Origin of the sequence: Frigoribacterium sp. CFBP 8754 (assembly GCF_014841815.1) — a bacterium.
In the GTDB taxonomy this organism is placed as follows: Bacteria; Actinomycetota; Actinomycetes; order Actinomycetales; family Microbacteriaceae; genus Frigoribacterium; species Frigoribacterium endophyticum.
Map to the genome: position 1 here is coordinate 17,368 of NZ_JACYUO010000008.1, position 23,332 is coordinate 40,699.

The following is a 23,332-nucleotide window of genomic DNA, read 5'->3' on the forward strand; positions in this document are numbered from 1 at the left end:
GAGTGCGCGGCCGCGCCGCGACAGGGAGAGACTCGAGGTCATGACCACCACCGTCCTCCTCGCCGGCGCCACCGGCGACCTCGGCCAGCGCATCCTCCGTGAACTCCTGACGCACGACGCCCGCGTGCGGGTGCTGACCCGCCCGGGCAGCCGGAGCGCTGCGGCGCTCGGCACCGACGACCGGGTCGACGTCGTCGTCGCGGCGTACGGCGACCACGCCGCCCTCACCGAGGCGGCCCGCGGCGTCGACGTCGTCGTCTCGGCGGTGAGCGGCACCCGGTCGGTGATCGTCGACGCGCAGCGTGCCCTGCTCGCCGCGACCGTGGCGGCCGGCGTGCCGCGCTTCGTGCCCTCGGACTGGTCGGCCGACTACCGCTCGATCGACGTGGGCAGCAACCGCAACTTCGAGCTCCGCCGCGAGTTCGCCGCCGACGTCGACGCGGCGCCCGTGCGGGCGACGTCGGTGCTGAACGGCATGTTCACCGAGCTGCTCACCGGTGACGCGCCGCTCATCCTGTTCGGGCGCCACAAGGTCCTGTACTGGTCGAGCCCCGACCAGGTGCTCGACTTCACCACCAAGGACGACGTCGCCCGCGTCGCCGCCCTCGTGGCGCTCGACCCCGACGCCCCGCGGGTGGTCGAGGTCGCGGGGTCGCGCATGACGGCCCGCGAGATCGCCAGCGCGATGACCGAGCTGACCGGCGAGCCCTTCGGCCTGCAGTGGGCCGGCACGACGGCGACCCTGTCGGCGATGAGCAAGGTCGGCCGGCGCCTCTCGAGGGACCCGGACGAGGCCTTCCCCGCGTGGCAGGGCATGCAGTACTTCGTCAACATGTTCAGCGGCCAGGCGCAGCTGCGGCACGTCGACAACGACCGCTTCGGGGCCCACGAGTGGACCACCGTGCGCGACGTGCTCGCCGCTCACCTCGGCACGGCGGCTCGCACGGAGGGCTAGCGGGCGGCCTCGGTCGTCCGCCCGCCTGACCCACGGCGCCGCCCGGGCCACGGCGAGCATGCCCACAGGTCCGCGGCGGCGTAGCGTCGCGCTGGTCGGCCTGACGGCCGGTGGCGACACCGTCGCCCGTCGAGGGAGCACTGCATGAAGGTCGTCATCACCGGGTCACGCGGCAAGGTCGGCCGCGCCGCCGTACGTCGCTTCGTCGACGCGGGGCACGACGTGCTCGGCGTCGACCTCGTGCGGCCCGTCTTCGACGCCGGCTCCGTCGCGCCCGGCCGGTACATGATGGCCGACCTCACCGACGCGGGCTCCGCGTACGCCGCCGTGGCCGGGGCCGACGCCGTGGTGCACGTGGCGGCCATCCCGCAGCCGACCGCGAACCCCGCGCACGTCGTCTTCCAGACGAACCTGATGTCGACGTTCAACCTGGTGGAGGCGGCGGTCCGGTTCGGCGTGCCCCGCTTCGTCAACGTGTCGAGCGAGAGCATCGTCGGCAACTTCTTCCCCGAACGGCCCTTCCTGCCCGACTACGTCCCCGTCGACGAGGAGCACCCGCTGCACCCGCAGGACCCGTACGCCCTCTCGAAGGCCTTCGGCGAGCAGCTGATGGACGCGGCCGTCCGCCGCTCCGACCTGCGGGCGATCTCGATCCGGCCGAGCACGGTGCACGACGAGAGCAACTACGAGGAGAACCTCGGGCCGCACGTGCGCGAGGCGTCGCCGACGAGCGCGAACTTCGGCAGCTACATCGACTCCGACGACCTCGCCGACGCTCTCCTGCTCGCCGCCGAGAGCGACCTGCCCGGCCACGAGGTGTTCTACATCGCCGCCGCCGACAACGCCGGCGGCCACGACTTCGCGGCGACGCTGCGCGAGCACCACGGCGACCAGGTCGAGCTGCGGGCGATCGACCGCGTCGACGCCTCCGGCATCTCGACCGAGAAGGCCCGGCGCCTGCTGGGCTGGACGGCCACGCGCTCGTGGCGCGACCACCTCGACGCCGAGGGGCACCGGCTGCGCTGAGCCGCGCCTCCCGGGCTCTCCGCGCCGGTCGGCGGGTCGGCCTGGCGGCGGGTCAGCCCGGCGGTGCGTCAGCCGGGCGTCGGTCAGTCGCGCTCGGCGAGCAGCGGCGCCATGTCGACCTTCTCGGTCGCGGGCAGCGGGAGGCGCGTCTCAGGACGGATCGGAGCGGTCAGGGCGACGTTCGGGTCGTGCAGGGCCATGCGGGTGCCTCTCGGGTGGCGGTCGTGCGGTGCGGGTGACGTCGACGGTAGACGCGTCGCGTCACGTCGTGCCCGGGGTCGCCCCGAGGTGGGGTACGAGCTACTCGGCGCCCCCGGGGTGCGGGGCCGGTGCGGACGACCCGGCCCGCGCCTCCCGCGCCTCTCGCGCTCGCGCCTTGATGGCCTCGACGACGGCGGTCTTGGCGTCGGCGTAGTCGTTCATGTCGCTCCAGTCGCGGTCGAGCAGCTCGCGCTTCGTGCTCTCGTAGAGGGCCCGGTCGGCGTCGTCGGAGCGGAGCCGGTCGCGCAGCAGCAGGTAGTCGTCGACCGCGGGGTGGCCGCGCTCGTAGAGGTGCACGTGCACGTCGCGCTCGGGGGTGCGCACGAGCCGGTGACCGGGCTCGCGGACGCGCAGCTCGTAGCCGGCGGCGATCAGGCGCTCGACGTGGTCCTCCTCGGCGGTGATGTCGTCGACCGCGACGACGACGTCGACGATCGGCTTCGCCGCGAGCCCGGGCACCGAGGTCGAGCCGATGTGCTCGACGTCGACGGACGGGGCGGTGCCGTCGTTCTCGTCGCCGCCGTCGTCGTCGGAGCCGGCAGCCGGGGAGGCGCGGATCGCGTCGAGGATGCGCGCCCGGTGCTCGAGGTAGGTCGCCGCCCAGGCCTCGTCGGGCTCGTGCAGCGTGACGGTGACGCGTTCGGGGCCGCCGACCAGCTCGAGGGCGGTCACGTCGGGGCGGCGGGGGGTGCGGGTGCGGGGGCGAGGGCTGGGGGCGTCGGGCGAGGTGGGGTCGGGCACGGCGCGAGCCTACCGAGGGGCACCGGGCCGGACGTCGACCGGCCGGGAAGAGCACGCCGTCATCGCTGATCCACTCCGGAGTGGATCAGCGATCCTGGACCGCGCCTCCCGCGCTGCACCCGCCGAGCCTCCGGTGGTGCGCTCTCCGCGCCTCCCCGCCTCCCCGCCTCCCCGCCTCCGCGCCTCCCGCGCCTCCCGCGCTCGTCCGCTGCGGGACGTCGACGCTCGGCGCGGCGACTCAGGCGCCGAGCGCCCGGATGAAGTGCCCGCCCTCGCGGGCCCGCCCCGACGCGGCGACCGTGAAGCGCACGATGTCGCTGCGGTAGCGGTCGTCGGAGGCCTCGAAGGTGCGTCCGTCGGCCCCGCGCGTCACGCGGTGCAGGCGCAGGATCGGGGTGCCGGGCTCGACGTCGAGCAGCTCGGCGTCGAGGTCGTCGGCGGCGACGGCGTCGATCTCGTGGTCGACGTCGGCGTAGCCGAAGCCGCGCGAGTCGAGGTACTCGGTGATCGACACGGTGTCGAGGTCGACGTCGAAGAGCACGCGGCCGACCTCCTCGATGAAGGTGAGCCGCTCGAGCATCGTCGGGCGCCCGTCGACCAGGCGCAGCCGCACGACGTCGACCACGAGGTCGCCGGGCTCGATGCCGAGCGACCGCGCCTTCTCCTCGCCGGCCCGTCGCAGCGAGACCTCCTGCGTGCGGGCACCGGGCTCGCCGCCGACGTCGTGCACCCACTTCGTGAACGGGATCGACACGTCGACCGGGTGGTGCGCCTTGCGCGCCACGACGCGGGCGGGCCGGCCGCGCCGCGTCTCGACGAGGCCCTCCGACCGGAGGGCGGCGAGGGCGTTGCGGACGGGGCCCCGCGAGGTGCGCCACTGCTCGGCGAGCTCGCCCTCGCTCGGCACGTCGTCGCCCACCGAGAGCTCGCCGCCGAGGATCCGCCGGCGCAGGTCGTCGGCGATCTGCTCGTAGAGGGAGGTGGGCACGGCGCGATCCTACCCAGCGGGCGTGTCGCGCTCGGGGCCGCGCGGCGCGAACGGGCCGTCGAGGGCCGCCCACTGCAGCAGCATGATCGTCTTGCCGTCGACGACGCGACCGTCACGGATCATCTGGCGCGCCTCCTCGTGGTCGACCTCGAGCACCTCGATGTCCTCGCCCTCCTCCTCGAGGCCGCCGCCCGGGCCGACACGGTCGTCGACCGTGTACGGCGCGGCGAAGAAGTGCACCCGCTCGGTCACCGAGCCGGGGCTCATGTAGACGGCGAAGACGGGGGTGACCTCGCCGACGCGGACGCCGAGCTCCTCCTCGGCCTCGCGACGGATCGCCGCCGTCGCGTCGCCCGCGTCGTCGGGGTCGAGCAGGCCGCCGCCCGTCTCGACGAGCATGCCGTCGGGGTGCCCGTTGACGTAGGCGGGGAAGCGGAACTGCCGCGTCAGCAGCACCGTGCCGCGGTCGGCGTCGTAGAGCAGGATCGTCGCGCCGTCGCCGCGGTCGTAGGTCTCGCGCTGCTGGGTCGTCCAGCGCCCGTCGCGGCCCCGCAGGTCGAAGGTCGTGCGCCGCAGCACGTGCCAGCCGGTGCTCGTGAGCTCGACGTCGCGCACGACGACGTCCGGGTTGCGCGCCAGGTCGCGGCCCACCTGGTCGAGCCCGGTGCGGCCGCGGTGGTCGGGGACGTCGACGCCGGGCTGGGAGGAGCGGTCGGGGTGGGCGGGGCGCGCGGGGTCGGCGGGGTGCTCGGGTCGGGCGGGAGTCGCGGGCGAGGTGGTCATGCCCTCCACGCTAGGGGGGCGGTGCGGTCGGTCACAGGCCCTCGGGGCCAGGATCGGGGCATGGCACACATCCTCGTCACCGGCTCGACCGACGGCCTCGGCCGCGGCGCCGCCGAAGCCCTGCTCGAGCAGGGGCACCACGTCGTCGTCCACGCCCGCAGCGACTCGCGCGGGGAGGTGCTGCAGCCGCTCGTCGACCGCGGTGCCCGGCTCGTCGTCGCCGACCTCGGCGACCGCGACGCGGTGACGGCGCTCGCCGACGAGCTGAACGGGCTCGACGCCCCGCTCGACGCGGTGATCCACAACGCGGGCCTGATCCGCGGCGCGGCGATGATGCCCGTCAACGTCGTCGCCCCGTACCTGCTCACCGCCCTCGTGACGGCGCCGACGCGGCACGTGTACCTCAGCAGCGGCATGCACAAGAGCGGCACGGCCTCGGTGCTGGGCGACGTCGACTGGTCGGGCTCGCGGGAGACCGGGTCGTACTCCGACAGCAAGCTGTTCGTGACGGCGTTCTCGGCGGCCGTCGCGCGACTCCGGCCCGACCTGCGGAGCAACGCGGTCGACCCGGGCTGGGTCGCCACGAAGATGGGAGGCGCGGGCGCGCCCGACGACTTCGAGCTCGGCCACCGCACGCAGCGGCTGCTCGCCCTCGGCGAGCTGGGCGACGTCAGCGGGGCCTACTGGTTCCACGAGGAGCAGCAGCAGCCGAACGCCTCCGTCGGCGACGAGGGCTTCCAGGGCGAGGTGCTCGCGGCGCTCGAGCGCGAGACGGGAGTGGGGCTGCCGCGCGGCTGAGGGTCGCCGGCGCGGCGCTCGCGGTCGCGCTCGCCGCGGGGCTCGTCGCTCGTCGTCGCTGAGGAGACGGTCGCTGAGGAGCTCGATCCACTCTGTAGTGGATCAGCGATCCGCCAAGGTCGTTCTCCGCCTCCTCCGCCGGCCGACCGAGTCGTCGAGCCCGGGGCGGGCAGGAGTCGCGGTGCGGGCCCGCGAGGGAGGTCGCGCCCGCGCTCAGTCGCCGGTGAGGGCCGCTGCGTAGGCGCGGACGGAGCGGTGGTACCGCGGCAGCGTCGGCTCGACGGCCTCGATCACGACGCGCAGCGCCTCGTCGACACGGCCGGCGCTGTGGAGTGCGAGCGCGAGGAACACCCTCGGTGCCGCACCGGTCGCGGGGTGCGGAGGGGCGTCGCGGAGCATCGTGATCGCCTCGTCGACGCGGCCGAGGTTGCGGAGGGTCGAGGCGTGCTGCACGACCATGCGCGCCGCTCGGTCGGGGTCGACCGCGTCGAGCCCGGCGGCGGTCGCGGCCGCGTACGAGACGTCGGCGTCGGCCTCCCGGCCGCCGGAGTCGTGCGCCCCGCCGAGCTCGAACGCGCCGAGGGCGGGGTGCGGCGCGTCGGCGGCGAGGTCGCGCATCAGCGCGATCCGCCGCGCGTCGTCGACGGTCTCGTCGGCCCAGAGGGCGGCGACGCGGTCTTCCCACTCGTCGGTGCTCATCCGGGCAGGCTAGCGACCGGGACGGCGACCGTGCCACCCGCGACGCTCACGGCAGGCGTCGGGCTCGCGTGCCGGTGCAGGCTCAGCCTCGTGCGGGTCGGGGCCTCAGCGGTCCCGACGGCGGGCGAGTTCGCGGCGGAGCACCGAGATGAAGAAGACGAGCATGCCGACGCCGACGAGGGCGACGCCTCCGCCGATGAGGCGGTCGGAGAGGACGTCCGGGCCGGTCACCGTGTAGACGATGGCGCCGACCACGATCGCGGTGCAGACGGCGACGTTGAACCACGCCCCGAGGAGGCCGCCGGGTGCTCCGCGCTTCGTCGTGTCTCGGGCGTCCATGTCGTGCTCCTCGTGTCGGGTCAGGTCAGGTCATGTCAGGTCGGGTCAGGTCGGTCGCGACGTGAGCCCGCGGCGGGCGGCTCCGGGAGTGCGCCCCCGCATCGCTCCTCCACTCTGGAGTGGATCAGCGTTCCTGGACCGTACTTCCCGACGGTCCCGTGCTCCGCACGATGCCGGTCAGGCCTGCTCACCGGGCCCGCGCCTCCGTCGGTCCCGGCGCACGAGCCAGAGGCCGATGCCAGCTCGGATCACGAAGACAGCCCCGAGACCGCCGATGACGCGCGCGGCGGACGACGTGTCGCCCAGCACGGGCAGCTCGTCCTGGGGCTGCAACAGCAGCACGATCGCGACGACCACGCACACGGCCCCGGCGACCATCAGCCGACGGGCGTCCCGCGCCGGGCCGCTCAACGAATCGAGACCTCCGTGGGTCGTCGTGTTCCCCATGGCGCTTCCCCCTCGGGCACGGCAATGAGCTCGTCCTCGCCGCGAGCCTCCGCAGCGCCGCGGTCGGCGGGTCGGAGGGCTCGCGTCGGTGCGGCAGGGGCGGGAGTCGTGGTCCAGCATCGCTGATCCACTCCGGAGTGGATCAGCGATGCTGGACCGTACTTCCGGGGTGGCACCGAGGGCGCTCGGGGAGTGCGGCGGGTTCCTGTCCTCGGCGGCGTGCCGGCGCCCGCCCGCCGGGAAGGACACGGACCCGCCTGAGTCAGCCGCGCGCTAGCGTGGCGCGATGGACCTCCCCGTGACCTACGACGCGTCCGCCGACTGCGCCTACATCCAGCTCGTGCCGCGCGTCGGCCGCGGCGCCGCCGTCGCCCAGGAGGTCGTCGAGGCCCCCGGTGACCGCGCCACCGTCGTGCTCGACTTCGACGCCGAGGGGCGCCTGCTCGGGATCGAGGTCGTCGGAGCCCGCGCCGCGCTCGCCGAGTCGGTGCTGGAGCACGCCACCCGCATCGGGTGACGAGCCCGGAGGCTCACGCCTCAGCCCCGCCCTCCACCACGCCCTTCCGCAGCAGGAAGCACCCGTACGGCCCCCAGTCGCTGGTCCGCACGACCGCGAACGCCCCGCGGGCCGCGGCGTAGAAGTCGAACCGCTCCAGCGCCTCCACCGGCACGGCCCCGCCGACGGCGGCGTCGACCGCGGCCTGCACGGCGTGGTGCACCGGCACGAGCCGGTCGGGGTCGCCCACCACCGCCATCCGCGTCACGGGTGCCTCGACGAACGTGTCGAGCGGCATCAGCGACAGGACGGCGCCCACGGCCCGCGGCAGGTCGCAGCCCGCGAGGTCGACGACGGTGCCGTGGGTGGTGTGGGCCGCGATCGACGCGGCCGGGTGGTTCACGTCGCAGAGCAGCAGCTGGTCGCCGTGCCCCATCGACATGAGCACCGACAGCAGCTCGGCGGTGAGGACGGGGTCGATGCCCTTGAGCACGAGGGGCTCCTTCAGGAAGGGAGGGGACGGGGGGAGTCTCGGTGCACGACGACCGGGCCGGCCACCTCCCGCAGGAGGCACCGGCCCGGCCGTCGCCGTGCCTCACTCCCGGGCGGCGGCCCGGGTGTTCAGCTGGTCGAACGCGACGGCCACGAGGATCAGCAGGCCGATCGCGATCTGGAGGTAGAACGAGTTCACGGCCAGCAGGTTGCCGCCGTTGTTCAGCACGCCGATCAGCAGCGCCCCGCAGGCCGCGCCGATCGCGCTGCCCCGTGCCCCGGAGAGGCTCGCGCCGCCGATCACGCACGCCGCGATCGCCTGCAGCTCGAAGCCGGTGCCCGCCGTGGGCACGCCGGCCCCGAGCCGCGAGGTCAGCAGCACGCCGCCGACCGCCGACAGCAGCCCCGCGATGCCGTAGACCGTGATGGTCACCAGCCGCACCGGCACTCCGGCCAGGCGCGCCGCCTCCGGGTTCGAGCCGACGGCGTAGACGTACCGGCCGAAGACGGTGCGCTTCAGCACGAAGGCCGCGATCGCCGCGATGACGACGAACAGGATCAGCAGGTTCGGCACGCCGACCACCGAGCCGTTGGCGATCGTCTGGAAGCCCTCGGGCAGGCCCTGGATCGTGTTCGCGTCGGTGATCACGAGCACCACGCCCCGGGCGATGCCGAGCATGCCGAGCGTCGCGATGAACGGGGGGAGCTTGAACCTCGTCACCAGCAGCCCCGTGATGATGCCCAGCACCGCCCCGACGAGCGCGCCCAGGATCAGCGCGAGCGGGATCGGCACCCCCGCGACGAGCAGCTGCGCGGTGACCGCCCCGGCGAGGCCGAGGATCGACCCGACCGAGAGGTCGATGCCCCCGGTGAGGATGACCATCAGCTGCCCGATGGCGAGGATCCCGAAGATCGACACCTGGCGGGCCAGGTTCGCGAGGTTGTTGCCGGTCAGGAAGTCGTCGCTCGCGAGCGTCAGCGCTCCGAACACGACGAGCAGGACGATCAGCACCCCGCTCTCGCGGCCGGCGATGCTGCCGAGGGTCGTGACCCGCGGCTTGGTCGACGCCCGGGCGGCCGCGGCCGCGGCGTCGTCGCCGTTCCGCACCACCCGGATGGTCGTCGTCTCGATGGGTTCGCGCCACATCAACTTAGGCATGGGGGACTTCCTCGATGTTCTGTCGGGTGACCGGGTCGGTGCGGGGGTCGTGCCTGAGCGGCGGGACGCCGTGCAGGTGGTCGGCGGGGTCGTCGACCCCGCCGCTGGCGAGGCGGAGCACGTCCTCCTCGGAGGCGCCGCCCGGCAGCTCGCCCGCGACGGCGCCCTCGCGGAGCACCACCACGCGATCGGCGAGGCCGAGCAGCTCGGGCAGGTACGACGAGACGACGACGACCGCGAGGCCGCGGCGGGCCAGGTCGTTGATCACGTCGTAGAGCTCGCCCTTGGCGCCGACGTCGATGCCCTTCGTCGGCTCGTCGAACATGATGACCCCGGGCTTCGTCAGCAGCCAGCGGGCGAGCAGCACCTTCTGCTGGTTGCCCCCGGAGAGCGTCGAGACCGGCTGGTCGTACGAGCCGGCGCGGATGCGGAGGCTGTCGAGCAGGGCGTCGGCCTCGTCGGACTGTGCCCGGCCGGGCAGCAGCCCCCGCCGGGAGCCGACGCGCAGGCTCGCGATCGTCACGTTCTCGCGGATGGACAGCTCCGGCAGCAGGCCGAGCACCTTGCGGTCCTCGGTGAGCAGGGCCACGCCCGCGTCCATCATCGTGCGCGGCCCGTCGGGCCGGACCACGACGCCGTCGACGAGGATCTCGCCCTCCGCGACCGGCTCCGAGCCGAAGACGCTGAGCAGCAGCTCGCTGCGCCCCGAGCCGAGCAGGCCCCCGATGCCGAGGATCTCGCCGCCCCGGGCCTCGAGGTCGATGGTCGGGCTGTCCGGCGTGCGCCGCAGGCCCCGGAGGCTGAGGCGCGCCGGGTGGACCTCGCGCGCCTCGTCCGGGTACAGGCTCGACACCTCACGGCCGACCATGGCGTTGATCAGCGTGTCCTCCGTGTAGTCGCTCATCGGCCCGCTCTGCGACAGCTCGCCGTCGCGGAGCACCGTGACCCAGTCGCCGACGGCGAACATCTCCTCCAGGCGGTGGGTGACGTAGAGGATCGCGACGCCCTCCGCCTTGAACTTCCGGATCTGGTCGAGCAGCCGGTCGGACTCGGCCTCGGTCAGCGCCGTCGTCGGCTCGTCGAAGACGATCACCTTGACGGAGTCGGCGGTGACGACCTTCGCGACCTCGACGAGCTGCTTCGTCGCGGCGGGCAGCCGCTCGACGACGACGTCGGGGTCGACGTCGGCGAGGCCGAGCGAGTCGAGCACGAACCGGCAGCGGTCGTGCAGGTCTCGGGAGCGGATCACGCCCGAGCGCGCCGGCAGGCGGCCCATGAACATGTTCTCGCCCACCGAGAGGTGCGGCAGGAGGCTGAGCTCCTGGTAGACGGCCTGCACGCCCGCGCCGCGGAGGGCGGCCGGGGTGGCCGTCGTGACCGTGCGGCCGTCGATGTCGTAGTCGCCCGAGTCGCGGGGCAGCGCCCCCGTGAGCACCTTGATCAGCGTCGACTTGCCGGCGCCGTTCTCGCCGGCGAGGCAGTGCACCTGCCCCGCCACGAGCTTGAGCGAGACGCCGCTGAGGGCCTGGACGGCGCCGAACGCCTTCGAGACGTCGGTGAGCTGCAGCACGGCAGCGCCCTCGGGCTCGCGGACGGTCATCCGTTGGTCTCGGCAGTCTGCGGCTCGAGGAGCGACTTGATCTCGGGGCTCTCCATGTTGTCGCGGTCGGCCACGGCGACGCCGGGGTCGAGGCTCGCGGGCGGGATGCGCCCCTGCGTCGCCATCGCGGCCTCGACGACGCCCTGGTAGCCGAGGAACCAGGGGTTCTGCACGACCAGTGCGTCGATGCTGCCGTCGGCCAGGGCGGCGTTCTCCGCCGGGTCGGAGTCGAAGGCGACGACGACGATGTCGTCGGACGCGTCGTTGTCCTTGATGGCGGTGGCCGCGCCGACGCCGGAGCTGTTGTTGTCGGCGAAGACGCCCACGAGGTCGGAGTTCGCCGAGATGGCGTCGTTCACCTGCGAGGCCGCCGTGCCGATGTCGTTGTTGTTGTAGCTCTGCAGGCTGGAGTCGATGTCGGGGCAGCCTGCCGCGAGCCCGGCCCGGAAGCCCGCGTCGCGGTCCTGGTTGGCCTCGATGCCCGCGATCGGGGCCTCGACGAGCACCTTGCCGGTGGTCGTGCCCGCGTCGGTGAGCAGCTGGCACATGCGCTCGCCGGCGGCCGTGCCGGCGAGGACGTTGTTCGTGCCGATGTGGCCCTCGATGTCGGCGGTGACCTTCGTGTCGGCCGTGATGACCTTGATGCCGGCCGCCCGCGCCTGGTCGATGGAGGCGTTCAGGGCCTCGCTCGAGCTGGGCGCGATGAGGATGGCGTCGGCGCCGCGCGAGACGGAGTTCTCGACGAGCTGCACCTGCCCGGCGATGTCGGTCTCGGAGGTCGGTCCGAAGGTCGCGACCTCGATGCCGTAGTCGGCCGCGGCGGCCTCGGAGCCGGCGAGCAGGGTCTGCCAGTAGGCGGAGTCGCTGGCCCGGATGATGACGTCGACCTTGACTCCGGACGCCGCGCCTCCCTCACCCCCTCCGCTCGATGCCGCCTCGGAGACCGTGGCCCTGCCGCCGACGACGCCGCCGACGAGGGCGACGAGGGCGATGGTCGCCACGAGGGAGAGGGAGAAGACTGTTCTAGATCGCGCCATTGCGTGTCCACCTGTGTGTGAGAAGGGGTCGGGGGGTGTTCGTCGTGCGGGGTGGTGCGGGTCGGTCGGGTCGTGCGGGGTCGGGCGGGGGCCCGGGGGAGTCGCGGGCCGGGTGCCTCCGCACGCGCGGGTCGCGGGGAGGCACCGGCCGGGGCCCGAGGAGTCTCGGGACGCCCTCGACGAGGGGTCAGGCGCCGGGAGCGGGGACGGCGACGCTCATCAGCTCGTTGCGGAGGCGCTGCGAGGCGATGCCGTCGGCCTGGTCGATGACCGAGGTGATGTGGTCGACGCCGACCGCCTCGATCTTCGCGATGAGCAGCTCGACGGTGGCCCGGTTGGTCTCCGCCTCCTCCTGTGCGTCCTCCCGGATGGGGAACGTGTCGAAGTAGATGACGCCGTCGTAGTCGTGGCGGAGCAGGTAGTAGAGGAACTCGATCGTCTCGAAGGGGTGGATCGAGCCGATCATGAGCCCGTCGTCGTGGTCGTTGTTGCCGTCGTTGAGGTGGACGCCCCACAGCTTGCCCTCGGCGAGCAGCAGCGCGGCGCCGAAGCCGGGTGCGTCGCCGGCCATCAGCATGTGCGCGAAGTCGAGCGTCGCGCCGACGTTGGGCCGGTCGATCAGCTGGAGGACGTGCAGGGTCTGCCCGACGCTGCGGATGACCGAGTGCACGCGCTCCTCGTAGGGCTTGTACTCGATGCTGATGCGGACGTCGGGGCGGTGGTCGGCGAGCTCCTGGAAGGCCTCGACGATGCGGCCGAGGTCACGCGCGTAGTCCTTCTGGAACGTGTAGTCGAAGCCGTCGTAGCCGAGCCAGACCGTCACGAGGTCGCTGCCGCCGAGGGCCGCGGCGTCGATGCCGGCCTTCGTCAGCTCGATGGCCTCGCGGCGGACCGCCTCGTCGCGGTTGCTGTACTCGCCGTGGACGAAGTCCTTGCGGAAGCGCATGGCGACGCTGTTGAGCGAGAGCCCGAGCTCGTCGAGGAGGGGCTTCATGTCGGCGGGCTCGATGCCGACGAAGTGCTCGGGGTAGTTGAGGTCGACGTGGTCGATGCCCTTCGTCGCGCTGATGCGGCGGAGGGCTGCGGCGGTGTCTCCACCGGCGATGAACGAGTTGAGGCGCGTGGCGAACTTCATGGTGGCGACCGTACGGAGCATGACCGGGATTGTCAAGTAGTGTCATTCCTAGTCACGCTCAGCAGCCGGATGAGCGCGTTCGCCGCACCAGCATGCCGATCGTCTTTGACAACCGTCGTCATCGCCGCCTACTGTCGGCCCTGGCGGCGGCACGTCGTCGACACGACGAAGTGGAGGACCGCATGACGGCGCACGCCATCCTGGTGGTCGGCAGCATCAACTACGACCTGATCGTCAGCCAGGAGCGGCTGCCGCGGCGGGGCGAGACGCTCGTCTCCACCGGGTTCCGCGCCGACCCCGGCGGCAAGGGCGCGAACCAGGCCGTCCAGGCAGCCCGCCTCGGCGCCTCCGTCCGCTTCGTCGGCGCCGCGGGGGCGGACCAGCACGGCGAGATCTGCCGCGCCGCCCTCGAGCGCGAGGGTGTCGAGTGCCGGCTGCGGCCCACCGGCGCGGCGGCCGGCCTCGGCATCGTGCACGTCGTCGGCGACGGCGAGGTGCACGCGACGATCGTCGAGGGGGCGAACGCCGTCGTGACCGGCGAGTGGGTCGACGAGAACGCCGACCTCGTCGCGTCGTCGGCCGTCGTCGTGCTGCAGAACGAGGTGCCCGCGTCGGCGAACGAGCGGGCGGTGGCGCTCGCCGCGGCCGCGGGCGTCCCGGTCGTCTACAACGCCGCGCCCGCCCGGCCCGTGCCGCTCGAGGTGACCCGCGCCTGCGCCTGGTTCGTCGTCAACGAGGACGAGGCGGCCGAGTACCTCGGGCGCCCCCTCGGCGACGTCGCCGACGACGCGGCGATGCGGGCCGCGGTCGCCGAGCTGGCGGCGTTCTGCGACTCCGTCGTCCTGACCCTCGGCAGTCGCGGCTGCTATGTTCTCGAGGGCCGACGGGTGGAGTTCGTGGGGGCGGTGCCCGCCCACGCGGTCGACACGACCGGCGCCGGCGACTCGTTCATCGGGGCCTTCGCCGTCGCGCTGGCCGACGGGGTCGACCCGTTCTCGGCCGCCCGCACCGCCGCGCTCGTCGCCTCGATCACCGTCGCGGGGATGGGGGCACAGTCCAGCATGCCGACCCGGGAGGACCTCGAGGCGTGAGATCGTTCGCCAGGCACCAGCTGATCCTCGACCGTGTCGCCTCGGGCGACTCGATCCTGATCGACGACCTCGTCACGGCCACGGGGGCGTCGCCCTCGACCGTGCGCCGCGACATCCGCGAGCTGGAGCAGTCCGGGCACGTCGTGAGCCTGCGCGGAGGGGCGATCCGTGCCGAGGAGCGCTCGGCCGAGCTGCCGGCGGCGATGAAGTCGCAGATCAACCGCGACGAGAAGGTCGCGATCGCCCGCGCCGCCGCCGCCATGGTGGTCGAGGGGGAGACGATCTACGTCGACTCGGGCACGTCGCTGACCGAGTTCATGGTGGCTCTGCCGAACATCGACGTGCACGTCATCACCTCGAACACGCAGGTGCTCGGCATGGTGCCCCGGCCCCGGGTGACCGTCACGGCGCTCGGCGGCGACTACCTGCCCGACATCGGCTCCGTCGCCGGCACGATGACCGACCGGCAGCTCGAGGACCTCTACTTCGACCGGGCGTTCATCGGCGTCACCGGCATCGACGCCGAGGCCGGCGTCACCACCTTCGACATCCGCGAGGCCAACAAGAAGCGCCTCGTGCAGGCGCACAGCCGCGAGACCGTCGTGCTCGCCGACAGCAGCAAGTTCGGCGTCGTCTCGCTCTGCCGCTCGTTCGGCCTCGGCGTCTGCACGGTCGTGAGCGACCGCGCCGACCCGGTGCTCGACGCCGCGGCGGCCTTCGTCGTCGCGCCGCGCCTGCGCTGAGCCGCACGAGCGCTGAGCCGCGCCGGCGGTGAGACACGCCAAGGCGCTGGCCGTGCTCGGGGGTGCGCTCCCGCGCGAACGGAGATAGTCTCCTCTTCGCGATGCGGAGAGGTCCTCCGCATCGCGACGAGGAGGACGCCGTGCCCGGTACGACCACCCGCGGAGCTCGGGCTCCCCGCGCCGACGCGCTCCGCAACCGCGAGCACCTCCTCGCCACCGCCGAGCAGCACTTCGCCGAGCACGGCGTCGGCGGCTCCCTCGACGCGATCGCGAAGCGGGCAGGCGTCGGCGCCGGCACCCTGTACCGCCACTTCCCGACGCGCGAGGCCCTGCTCGCGGCCCTGCTGACGGCCCGCGACGACGCGCTCGTCGCACGCCGCGACTCCCTCCGGGCCGGCCGCGACGACGGCACCGTCGACGCGGGCGACGCCCTGCACGGCTGGCTCGACGCGGTGATCGACTGGGCGGGGGCGTTCGACGGCCTGCCCGGGCCCCTGCGCGCCGCCACGCTCACGAGCGACTCGCCCCTCGCGACGACCTGCCAGGGCTTCGTCACCGTGACCGAGGAGTTCCTCGACGCCGCCCGCCGCGACGGCACCGCCCGGAGCGACGTGCGCGCCCGCGACCTCTTCCTCGCCGCCCTCGCCACGAGCTGGGTGCGGGGCGCCGCGCTCGCCGACGACGACTCGGCCGACGGGCTCGCAGCGCTCGCCCGCCGGGGGTGGCAGGCACGTCCGGCCGCCGCGGGCGACGACGCCTGACGGCGGCCCCGAGCCCCCAGCCCCGAAGCCCGAACACGACCCCGAACACGACCCCGACCCCGACCCCGACCAGGAGGCACCATGACCGACACCACCAGCATCCCCACACCCCTCACCCGCATCGGCGTCATCGGCAGCGGTGACATCGGCAGCGGCCTCGCCCGCCTCGCTGTGGCGGCCGGCCTCGACGTCGTCGTCGCGAACTCGCGCGGGCCGGAGTCGCTCGCAGGCCTCGTCGCGGAGCTCGGCCCCCGCGCCCGCGCCGCCGCTCCCCGCGAGGCGGCGGAGGCCGGCGACCTCGTCGTGCTCGCCGTCCCGCTCGGCGCCTACCCGGCGCTGCCCGTCGACGCCCTCGCCGACCGCGTCGTGCTCTCCACCGGCAACTACTACCCGCACCGCGACGGGCGCATCCCCGAGCTCGACAGCCTCGAGCTCGCCACCGCCGAGCTCGAGCAGCGGCTGCTGCCCGGCGCGCTCGTCGTGAAGGCGTTCAACGGGATCCTCGCCCACCACATCCCGGCGCTCACGGGCTCGACCCCGCGCACGGCGCTCGCCGTCCAGGGCGACGACGCGACGGCCAAGGCCCGGGTCATGGAGCTCGTCGACCTGCTCGGCTTCGAGCCGGTCGACGCGGGCTCGCTCGCCGAGTCGTGGCGCACCGAGCCCGAGTCGGGCGCGTACACCCCGATCTACGCGGCCGACGCCGCGGCCCTCACCGTCGACCACCTCGCCGACCCGGGCGCGCCCGTGACGGCGGAGCGCCTCCGCGAGCTGGTCGCCGCGTCGCACCGCGCGGACGTCGCCGCCCGCCAGTTCTGAGGGCCCGGGGAGGCGCGGGTCGGCCCGCCGGGGGAGGTCACGCCGGTGCGGCGGGTCCGTGTCCTCCTGGGCGGGCCCGCGCCGACCCGCCCAGGAGGACGGGAACCCGCCGCACCCGGTCGGCGAGCACCGGCGACCACCGCGGAGGACGGGAACCCGCCGCACCCGCCGGGCGCCCGCGGCCCCGCGCCTCCCGCTAGCGTGGTGCGAGGCCCACCCGCATCTCGACGACGAGGACACGCACGCATGGCTCTCCGACCCCTCCACGACGACTGGACCCTCGAGGCCGTGAGCGGCCCGGTGCCCGCCGAGGTCGCGGGCCGGCTCGTCCCGGCCACCGTGCCCGGCGTCGCCCACACCGACCTGCTCGCCGCGGGGATGGTCACCGACCCGTTCGACGGCGACGCCGAGGCCGCTCAGCAGTGGATCGGCGACACCGTCTGGCGCTGGCGGACGACGTTCGAGTGGCACGATGACGGCTCCGACCGCCACGACCTCGTCGCCGAGGGGCTCGACACCGTCGCCCGCGTCGAGCTCAACGGCGTCGTCGTCGCCGAGACCGAGAACCAGCACCGCTCGTACCGCGTCGACGTGCGCCACGCGCTGACCGACGGCGACAACCACCTGGTCGTGACGTTCGCCGCGCCCGTGCCCGAGGTGGAGTCGCGGGTCGAGCGCCACGGAGCGCTCCCGCACGTCAACCACCACCCCTTCACGATGCTGCGGAAGTCCGCCAGCAACTTCGGCTGGGACTGGGGCGTCGACGTCGCCACCAGCGGCATCTGGCGACCGATCGGGCTCGACAGCTGGTCGGGCGTGCGCATCGCGTCCGTCCGGCCGCTCGTCGACGTCACCGACGAGGGCGGGGTGCTCGACGCCCACGTCGAGCTCGAGTGGGCGACCCCCGTCGCCCCGGCCGACGGCGGCGCCGACACCACCACCGCCGCCGAGACCGAGGTGACCGTCCTCGTCGACGGGCACAGCGCCTCCTCGGCGGTCGCCGCCGGCACGACGCAGGTGCGGCTCACGGTCGTCGTTCCCGACGCCGAGCTCTGGTGGCCCCGCGGCCACGGCGCCCAGCCGCTCTACCCCGTCACCGTCACGGTCGGCAGCAGCAGCGAGACCGAGCCGTGGGAGGCGCGGGTCGGCTTCCGCACCGTCGCCCTCGACACGGCCCCCGACGAGCGCGGAGCGCCCTTCGTGCTGAGCGTCAACGGCCAGCCGGTGCAGGTGCGGGGCGCGAACTGGATCCCCGACCACGCCTTCCTCACCGAGATGACGCCCGAGCGCTACCGCCTCCGCGTCGCCGACGCGACCGACGCGAACATGAACCTCCTGCGCGTGTGGGGCGGCGGCGTCTACGAGTCGCACGATCTCTACGACGCGTGCGACGAGGCCGGCGTGCTCGTCTGGCAGGACTTCCTCTTCGCCTGCGGCGCCTACGCCGAGGAGCCCTGGCTCGCCGACGAGGTCGAGGCCGAGGCCCGGGAGGCCGTCACCCGCCTCAGCCGCCACGCGAGCCTCGTGATCTGGAACGGGAACAACGAGGCCATCTGGGGCTACGTCGACTGGGACTGGCGTCGCCAGCTCGCCGGCCGCACCTGGGGCGAGGGCTACTACTTCGACCTGCTGCCGCGCGTCGTCGCCGAGCTGGACGGCACCCGGCCGTACTCGCCGGGCAGCCCGTGGTCGTTCGGCGAGTACCTGCACCCGAACGACGCCGCGAACGGCACCATGCACATCTGGGACGTCTGGAACCGCCTCGACTACACGGCCTACCGCGACCACGAGCCGCGCTTCGTCTCCGAGTTCGGCTTCCAGGGGCCGCCCGCCTGGTCGACGCTGACCTCGGTCGTGCACGACGAGCCGCTCGACCCGTACGGCCACGAGATGCTCGTGCACCAGAAGGCGGAGGACGGCAACCTCAAACTAGAGCGGGGCCTCGACGGCCACCTGCCCGCGCCCTCGACGATCGAGGACTGGCACTGGGCGACCCAGCTCAACCAGGCCGCGGCGATCCGCTTCGGCGTCGAGCACTTCCGCTCGCTGGCGCCGCGGAACACCGGCGTCGTCGTCTGGCAGCTGAACGACGACTGGCCCGTCGTGTCGTGGGCGGCGGTCGACTTCGCGGGGCACCGCAAGCCGCTCTGGCACGTGCTCCGGGCCGTCTACGAGGCGCGGCTGGCGACGATCCAGCCCCGCGCCTCCGGCCTGGCCCTGGTGCTGCTCAACGACACCGACGAGGCGTGGAGCGGCACCGCCACGGTCGCCGCCGTCGCGTTCGACGGCGGGCGCCGCGACGAGGTCGCGATGCCGGTCACGGTCGAGGCGCGGGGCAGCACCACGGTCTCGCTGCCGGCCGCGCTCGTCGACGGCCTCGACCCCGCCGCCGAGCTGCTCGTCGCCGACCTGCCCGGCTTCGGCGCCGGCCGCGCCCGGTGGGACGCCGCCGAGGTCGTCGACCAGCAGCTCGACCCCGGTGCGGTGGAGGCGGTGGTCGCCCTCGCCGAGACCGCTCCCGGCGTCGCGCTGGTCACCGTCACCGCCCGCAGCTACGCCCGCGACGTGACCCTGCTCGTCGACCGGGTCGACCCCGGGGCCGTGGTCGACACGGGCATGGTGACGCTGCTCGCGGGGGAGTCGGCGACGTTCCGGGTGACCGGGGTCGCCGAGTCGGACGCCGAGCGGCTCACCGCCGACGACGTCGTGCGGCACGCGGGCGACCTGCAGGGCTGACGCCCGGGCTCGCGGCGCGCGCTACGGGCGACGCAGGACGAAGTTCGTCATCACCTGCGACATGACGAGCTGCTCGTCGGCGTCGACCAGCTCGATGCGCGTGCGGAGGATGCCCCGGTCGGGCCGCGAGGCCGACGGCCGCGCCTCGAGCACCGTGAACCGGGCGGTCAGCTGGTCGCCGGGGCGCACCGGTCGGTGCCAGCGCAGCTCGTCGACGCCGGGCGACGACAGGCTCGTCTCGCCGTTCAGCCAGTGGTCGACGAGCAGCCGCATCATGATCGCGGTCGTGTGCCAGCCGCTGGCGATGAGCCCGCCGAACGGGCCGGCGGCGGCCCACTCGGCGTCGACGTGCATCGGCTGCGGGTCGAAGGCGGTCGCGAAGGCGACGATCTCGTCGGCCGTGACCGTGGTCGGGCCGTACTCGGCGTGGAGGCCGGGCGGGTAGTCCTCGAAGTGCCGGTCGGGCAGGGGCGTGGTGAAGGGGTCGAGCACGGAGCCAGTCCACCACGCGCGCGCCTCCCGCGCGCAGTGGTCGAGTGGTCACGAACTGCTGCTCCCGGGGCGGGGGACGAACAGATCGTGACCACTCGGCCCGCCGCACCTACCGTCGCGCGACGACCGCCCAGCCGTGGGCGCCGACGACGAGCTCGTCGCCGTCGAGCCCCGCGTCGCGCCCGGCGAGGAACTCGCCCGGCGCCGGGTCGGCCACCCGCAGCGGCTCGTCGCCGAGCGAGAGGGCCACGACCAGCGCGACGTCGCCCGCGCCCGCACCCGAGCCCGCACCCGCGTCCCCGCCCGCCCCGGGCCGCAGCTCGAGCACGAGCGACTCGTTCGTCACCGACACCGTCCGCGACCGGGCCGTGTACAGCCACGGGTGACGGCGACGGAGCCCGATCATCTGCTGGTGCAGCGCCAGGGCGGCGGGGTCGGCGTCGGGCACGAGCGACACGACGTCGTCGCCCGACCAGCGGGGGAAGGCCGGGCGCACCGCGTCGTCGCCGCCGACCCGCTCCTCCTTCACGGCCCGCAGCCCGAGCTCGTCGCCGTAGTAGACCGACGGCACCCCGCCGAGGGTGAACAGCAGCACGGTCGCGTGCGCGTGGTGGCGCTCGTCGTCGACCTGGCTGGCGATGCGGGTGACGTCGTGGTTGCCGACGAAGGTCAGCGGCACGAACGCGTCGAGGAACTCGTCGTGCCGGGTGAGGGCCCACGCCAGCTCGTGCAGGTTGACGCTCTGCAGCGCGTGCCAGACGCCCTGCCAGAGCTCGTACTGGGTGACCGCGTCGAGCCCCGCCTCGCGCACGATCGCGGCGTAGTCGCCGTGCAGCACCTCGCCGACCACCCACACGTCGGGGTGGCGCTCGCGGACGGCGGGCAGCACCGTCGCCCAGAACGAGGTCGGCACCGAGTAGGCGGCGTCGAGGCGCCAGGCGTCGGCGCCGCGGTCGCTCCAGTGCACCATCACGTCGGTGACGAGGCGTGCCACCTCGGGCGACGAGTGGTCGAGGGCGATCAGCCCGCCGTGCCCCTCGAAGGTCGCCAGGTCGCCCGACTCGTCGCGGCGGAACAGCGCGGCCGCCGGCGACGACGGGTCGGCGCGGGCCTCGACCAGCGGCGGGAACTCGGGGCCGACGTGGTTGAAGACGCCGTCGAGCATCACGCGGACGCCCTTCTCGTGCGCCGCGTCGATCAGCGTGACGAGGTCGTCGTCGCTGCCGAGCCGCGGGTCGACGTGCATCCAGTCGATGGTGTCGTAGCCGTGCGTCGACGACGCGAACACGGGCCCGAGCGCGAGCCCGTTGGCGCCGAGCGCGACGAGGTGGTCGAGCCACGGCACGAGGTCGAGGAGGCGCGGTGCCGGCGTGCGGTCCGCCCCGGTCGTGTCGGCCCCCACGAACCCGAGGGGGTACACGTGCCACCACACGACGTGCTCCGTCCAGGCCGGGGCGCCGCTCGACGTGGGGGCCACGCCCGGGCTCGGGGCGTCGGACGGGGCGGGGGCGTCGGGCTGCTGCATGCCCGCCACGGTACCGACGCGGGCGCTGCCGACGCCCAGGCACGCGCCTCCCCGGGGCCCTGGCCGATGCGCGAGCCCCCCTCCCTCGGGGGTCGCCCGCGACCTTGCTGAGGAGGGCTCACAGGTTTATCTTGGTGACCGTAACAACCGGACGACGTCGGGCCCTCACCACGCCCGTGCGGTCGGCGCACCGCGGTCTCACCAGCCGCCTCCCGCGCCCCTCCGTGGCACTCCGTCGACCGGACATGCTGCACCCAAGGATCAGGACACCCCGTCATGCGCACCGCCACGCCCCGTGCTGCCCGCCTCGCCGCCGTCATCGGCGTCCCGCTCGCCCTCGTCGCCTCCGGGCTCGTCGTCTCGAACGCGTCGTACTCGGCGTTCAGCGCGCAGACGAGCAACCCCACGAGCAACTGGACCACCGGCTCGGTGAAGCTCACCGACAACGACGCCGACGTCGCCCTGTTCAGCGCCGTCAACCTCAAGCCCGGCTCGACCGGCACGAACTGCATCACCGTCACCTCGACCGGCAGCCTGCCCTCGACCGTGAAGCTCTACGGCACCGGTGCCGTCAACGTCAGCAGCGACCTCGGCCTCAAGACCACGCTCAAGATCGAGCAGGGCACCGGCACCTGCCAGGCGTTCGTCGCCGCGGGCACGGGCGGCACCGTCTACGACGGCACGCTCGCCGCGTTCCAGACGGCGCGCTCCAGCTACGCGAACGGCGCCGACGCGTGGGTGACGACGGGCAACCCGACGGGGGCCGACTCCCCCGCCGAGAACCGCCTGTACAAGTTCACCTACACCGTCGCGTCGGACCTGCTCAACACGTCACAGGGCGTGAACGTCAAGCAGGGCTTCACCTGGGAAGTCCAGAACAACAACTAGCCGTCCCCGGGCGACGGCGCGGCTCGTGCCGCGCCGCCGCCCGCCCCGCGTCACGGACCCCACGTCGAGAGGGGAGGCCGCCATGTCGGCGACGGCACAGCACGTCGCGAGCCCGCTACGGGGCTCGACCCGCGCCTCCTCGCCGACCCTGTCGACCCTGCCGACGGCGCGGACCGGCGTCGAGGACTGGTCGCGGATCGTCGTCGCCACGGTCGCCCGCGGCGTGATCGTCGCGCTGCTGGGGCTCGCCTTCTGGGCCGCGGCGCCCGCGGTGCTCGGCTGGCACCCGACGACGGTCGTGACCGGATCGATGGAGCCGCGCATCCGCGTCGGCGACGTCGTCGTCTCGCGCCCCGTGCCGATGGACCTGGTCCAGACCGGGCACGTGCTGCTCGCCGACGACCCCGACCAGCCGGGGCACCTGCGCCTGCACCGCTACGCGGAGGCGCTGGCCGGCGGCCTGATGGTGACCAAGGGCGACGCCAACGCCGCCGCCGACTCGACGCCGATCGGGGCGTCGGCGGTGCACGGGGTCGGGTTCCTCCGCGTGCCGTCGATCGGCATGCCCGTCGTCTGGGCCCGCGAGGGCAGGTGGGTGCCGCTCGCGATGGTCGCCCTCGGGGTGCTCGTGCTGCTGGCGCTGACGACGGTCGACCGCGAGCAGCGGCGGATCTGCGCCCAGGTGGAGGCCGAGGCCGCGGCCGCGGCAGGTGCCGGGGAGTCGCGGGTCGGCCCGGGTCTGCCCGCCCTCGTCGCCTGGCCGAGCCGGCGGTCGATCCGCCACCGGGCGCGGAGGCTGCGGCGCCTGCGCACCGCGTCGTCCGCCCTCGCGCTCGCGATGCTCGTCACGGCCCCGCTCGCGACGCTGCCCACGGAGGCGGCGGCCGCGCCGTTCTTCGCGCGGACGGCGACGTCGGCGTCGCTGACGGCGGGGACGGTGGACGCGCCGACCGCTCCGACCTGCACCAACATCAGCGGCGGTGTCCGCATCGGCTGGGCCTACGCGGGCGAGACGCCGTCGACGTTGCGCTTCAGCGTGTCGTCGGGGACGACGACCGCGACGACCACGGCGTCGACGGACCGCGCCGTCGACTTCAAGCCGGGCGGCGTGCTCGTGCTCGGGTCGCAGCAGCTCACGGTCACGACCCAGCTCGTGGGGCAGTGGACGAAGCCCGTCCCGAACGCGGTGCGCATCAGCGTGGTCTCCGTCGTGGGGCTCGGGCTGGTCGTCACCTGCGGCTGACCCGGGGCTCCGGTCTCGGGCTGAGGCCTGGTGCGGCGGGTCGGTGTCCTCCTGGGCGGGTCGGCGCCGACCCGCCCA

At 74.0% G+C, this 23,332-nt stretch carries 24 protein-coding genes; 11 read left to right on the forward strand and 13 right to left on the reverse strand.

Annotated elements, in window-relative coordinates:
• Positions 1 to 40 precede the first annotated feature (40 nt).
• Together IFT72_RS14615 and IFT72_RS14620 are read left to right on the forward strand one after the other, a co-directional pair.
• Entirely contained in the window at positions 41 to 955 is a 915-nt protein-coding gene (locus IFT72_RS14615) for an NmrA family NAD(P)-binding protein (RefSeq protein ID WP_192046872.1), read from the forward strand.
• A 144-nt stretch (positions 956 to 1,099) separates the two neighbouring features.
• Positions 1,100 to 1,981 carry an NAD(P)-dependent oxidoreductase gene (locus tag IFT72_RS14620; protein WP_192046873.1) on the forward strand — a complete coding sequence of 294 codons (882 nt, stop codon included), beginning with the start codon at positions 1,100 to 1,102 and terminating at the stop codon, positions 1,979 to 1,981.
• 300 nt (positions 1,982 to 2,281) lie between these two features.
• Here IFT72_RS14620 and IFT72_RS14625 read toward each other — a convergent pair whose 3' ends face one another.
• The 3 genes from IFT72_RS14625 to IFT72_RS14635 all read right to left on the reverse strand — a co-directional run bounded on the left by IFT72_RS14625 (position 2,282) and on the right by IFT72_RS14635 (position 4,754).
• Positions 2,282 to 2,983 (reverse strand): GrpB family protein, encoded by a 702-nt coding sequence (locus IFT72_RS14625; RefSeq protein WP_192046874.1) that lies wholly within the window; start codon positions 2,981 to 2,983, stop codon positions 2,282 to 2,284.
• Between the two features lie 238 nt (positions 2,984 to 3,221).
• A complete protein-coding gene (locus IFT72_RS14630; RefSeq protein ID WP_192046875.1) occupies positions 3,222 to 3,971 on the reverse strand; it encodes a UTRA domain-containing protein in 750 nt (249 codons plus the stop codon).
• Between the two features lie 9 nt (positions 3,972 to 3,980).
• Complete coding sequence (locus tag IFT72_RS14635; protein WP_192046876.1) at positions 3,981 to 4,754, reverse strand: NUDIX domain-containing protein; 774 nt, start codon at positions 4,752 to 4,754, stop codon at positions 3,981 to 3,983.
• A 60-nt stretch (positions 4,755 to 4,814) separates the two neighbouring features.
• Here IFT72_RS14635 and IFT72_RS14640 point away from each other — a divergent pair, with 60 nt between their 5' ends.
• Positions 4,815 to 5,552 carry an SDR family NAD(P)-dependent oxidoreductase gene (locus IFT72_RS14640; protein WP_192046877.1) on the forward strand — a complete coding sequence of 246 codons (738 nt, stop codon included), beginning with the start codon at positions 4,815 to 4,817 and terminating at the stop codon, positions 5,550 to 5,552.
• Between the two features lie 213 nt (positions 5,553 to 5,765).
• Here the strand turns inward: IFT72_RS14640 and IFT72_RS14645 are convergent, their stop codons facing one another.
• The 3 genes from IFT72_RS14645 to IFT72_RS14655 form a co-directional block, all read right to left on the reverse strand.
• On the reverse strand, positions 5,766 to 6,251 hold the full coding sequence (locus tag IFT72_RS14645) for a tetratricopeptide repeat protein (protein ID WP_192046878.1): 486 nt from the start codon (positions 6,249 to 6,251) through the stop codon (positions 5,766 to 5,768).
• Between the two features lie 105 nt (positions 6,252 to 6,356).
• On the reverse strand, positions 6,357 to 6,590 hold the full coding sequence (locus IFT72_RS14650; RefSeq protein ID WP_056057798.1) for a hypothetical protein: 234 nt from the start codon (positions 6,588 to 6,590) through the stop codon (positions 6,357 to 6,359).
• A gap of 177 nt (positions 6,591 to 6,767) precedes the next feature.
• Positions 6,768 to 7,037, reverse strand: a complete 270-nt coding sequence (locus tag IFT72_RS14655) for a hypothetical protein (RefSeq protein ID WP_192046879.1) — start codon at positions 7,035 to 7,037, stop codon at positions 6,768 to 6,770.
• A 286-nt stretch (positions 7,038 to 7,323) separates the two neighbouring features.
• Here IFT72_RS14655 and IFT72_RS14660 point away from each other — a divergent pair, with 286 nt between their 5' ends.
• Positions 7,324 to 7,554 carry a DUF2283 domain-containing protein gene (locus IFT72_RS14660; protein WP_056057792.1) on the forward strand — a complete coding sequence of 77 codons (231 nt, stop codon included), beginning with the start codon at positions 7,324 to 7,326 and terminating at the stop codon, positions 7,552 to 7,554.
• Between the two features lie 13 nt (positions 7,555 to 7,567).
• Here the strand turns inward: IFT72_RS14660 and IFT72_RS14665 are convergent, their stop codons facing one another.
• From IFT72_RS14665 to IFT72_RS14685, 5 genes are all read right to left on the reverse strand, one after another.
• Entirely contained in the window at positions 7,568 to 8,026 is a 459-nt protein-coding gene (locus tag IFT72_RS14665; RefSeq protein WP_192046880.1) for an RbsD/FucU domain-containing protein, read from the reverse strand.
• Positions 8,027 to 8,128: 102 nt separating this feature from the next.
• Positions 8,129 to 9,184 carry an ABC transporter permease gene (locus IFT72_RS14670; protein ID WP_056057786.1) on the reverse strand — a complete coding sequence of 352 codons (1,056 nt, stop codon included), beginning with the start codon at positions 9,182 to 9,184 and terminating at the stop codon, positions 8,129 to 8,131.
• Complete coding sequence (locus tag IFT72_RS14675) at positions 9,177 to 10,784, reverse strand: sugar ABC transporter ATP-binding protein (protein ID WP_167260625.1); 1,608 nt, start codon at positions 10,782 to 10,784, stop codon at positions 9,177 to 9,179. Before IFT72_RS14675 ends, IFT72_RS14670 begins: the two co-directional genes overlap by 8 nt.
• Positions 10,781 to 11,785: an ABC transporter substrate-binding protein gene (locus tag IFT72_RS14680; RefSeq protein WP_197981568.1), complete on the reverse strand. Its 1,005-nt coding sequence runs from the start codon at positions 11,783 to 11,785 to the stop codon at positions 10,781 to 10,783. The genes IFT72_RS14675 and IFT72_RS14680 overlap by 4 nt, the downstream gene beginning before the upstream one ends.
• A gap of 223 nt (positions 11,786 to 12,008) precedes the next feature.
• Positions 12,009 to 12,977: a sugar phosphate isomerase/epimerase gene (locus IFT72_RS14685; protein WP_197981569.1), complete on the reverse strand. Its 969-nt coding sequence runs from the start codon at positions 12,975 to 12,977 to the stop codon at positions 12,009 to 12,011.
• A 161-nt stretch (positions 12,978 to 13,138) separates the two neighbouring features.
• Here IFT72_RS14685 and IFT72_RS14690 point away from each other — a divergent pair, with 161 nt between their 5' ends.
• The 5 genes from IFT72_RS14690 (at position 13,139) to IFT72_RS14710 (ending at position 19,106) form a co-directional block, all read left to right on the forward strand.
• On the forward strand, positions 13,139 to 14,047 hold the full coding sequence (locus IFT72_RS14690; protein ID WP_192046881.1) for a ribokinase: 909 nt from the start codon (positions 13,139 to 13,141) through the stop codon (positions 14,045 to 14,047).
• A complete protein-coding gene (locus IFT72_RS14695; protein ID WP_056057779.1) occupies positions 14,044 to 14,790 on the forward strand; it encodes a DeoR/GlpR family DNA-binding transcription regulator in 747 nt (248 codons plus the stop codon). Before IFT72_RS14690 ends, IFT72_RS14695 begins: the two co-directional genes overlap by 4 nt.
• A 140-nt stretch (positions 14,791 to 14,930) precedes the next feature.
• Positions 14,931 to 15,551, forward strand: a complete 621-nt coding sequence (locus tag IFT72_RS14700; RefSeq protein WP_371741311.1) for a TetR/AcrR family transcriptional regulator — start codon at positions 14,931 to 14,933, stop codon at positions 15,549 to 15,551.
• A gap of 81 nt (positions 15,552 to 15,632) precedes the next feature.
• Positions 15,633 to 16,370 (forward strand): NADPH-dependent F420 reductase, encoded by a 738-nt coding sequence (locus tag IFT72_RS14705; RefSeq protein ID WP_192046883.1) that lies wholly within the window; start codon positions 15,633 to 15,635, stop codon positions 16,368 to 16,370.
• A 246-nt stretch (positions 16,371 to 16,616) separates the two neighbouring features.
• Positions 16,617 to 19,106 carry a glycoside hydrolase family 2 protein gene (locus IFT72_RS14710; RefSeq protein ID WP_192046884.1) on the forward strand — a complete coding sequence of 830 codons (2,490 nt, stop codon included), beginning with the start codon at positions 16,617 to 16,619 and terminating at the stop codon, positions 19,104 to 19,106.
• A 21-nt stretch (positions 19,107 to 19,127) separates the two neighbouring features.
• Here the strand turns inward: IFT72_RS14710 and IFT72_RS14715 are convergent, their stop codons facing one another.
• On the reverse strand, positions 19,128 to 19,598 hold the full coding sequence (locus IFT72_RS14715) for a MaoC family dehydratase (RefSeq protein ID WP_192046885.1): 471 nt from the start codon (positions 19,596 to 19,598) through the stop codon (positions 19,128 to 19,130).
• A 109-nt stretch (positions 19,599 to 19,707) separates the two neighbouring features.
• Complete coding sequence (locus IFT72_RS14720; protein ID WP_192046886.1) at positions 19,708 to 21,123, reverse strand: alpha-amylase family glycosyl hydrolase; 1,416 nt, start codon at positions 21,121 to 21,123, stop codon at positions 19,708 to 19,710.
• 276 nt (positions 21,124 to 21,399) lie between these two features.
• Here IFT72_RS14720 and IFT72_RS14725 point away from each other — a divergent pair, with 276 nt between their 5' ends.
• Positions 21,400 to 22,011 (forward strand): hypothetical protein, encoded by a 612-nt coding sequence (locus IFT72_RS14725; RefSeq protein WP_192046887.1) that lies wholly within the window; start codon positions 21,400 to 21,402, stop codon positions 22,009 to 22,011.
• 82 nt (positions 22,012 to 22,093) lie between these two features.
• Positions 22,094 to 23,254, forward strand: coding sequence for a hypothetical protein (locus IFT72_RS14730; protein WP_192046888.1), 1,161 nt, complete (start codon positions 22,094 to 22,096; stop codon positions 23,252 to 23,254).
• Positions 23,255 to 23,332: the final 78 nt, after the last annotated feature.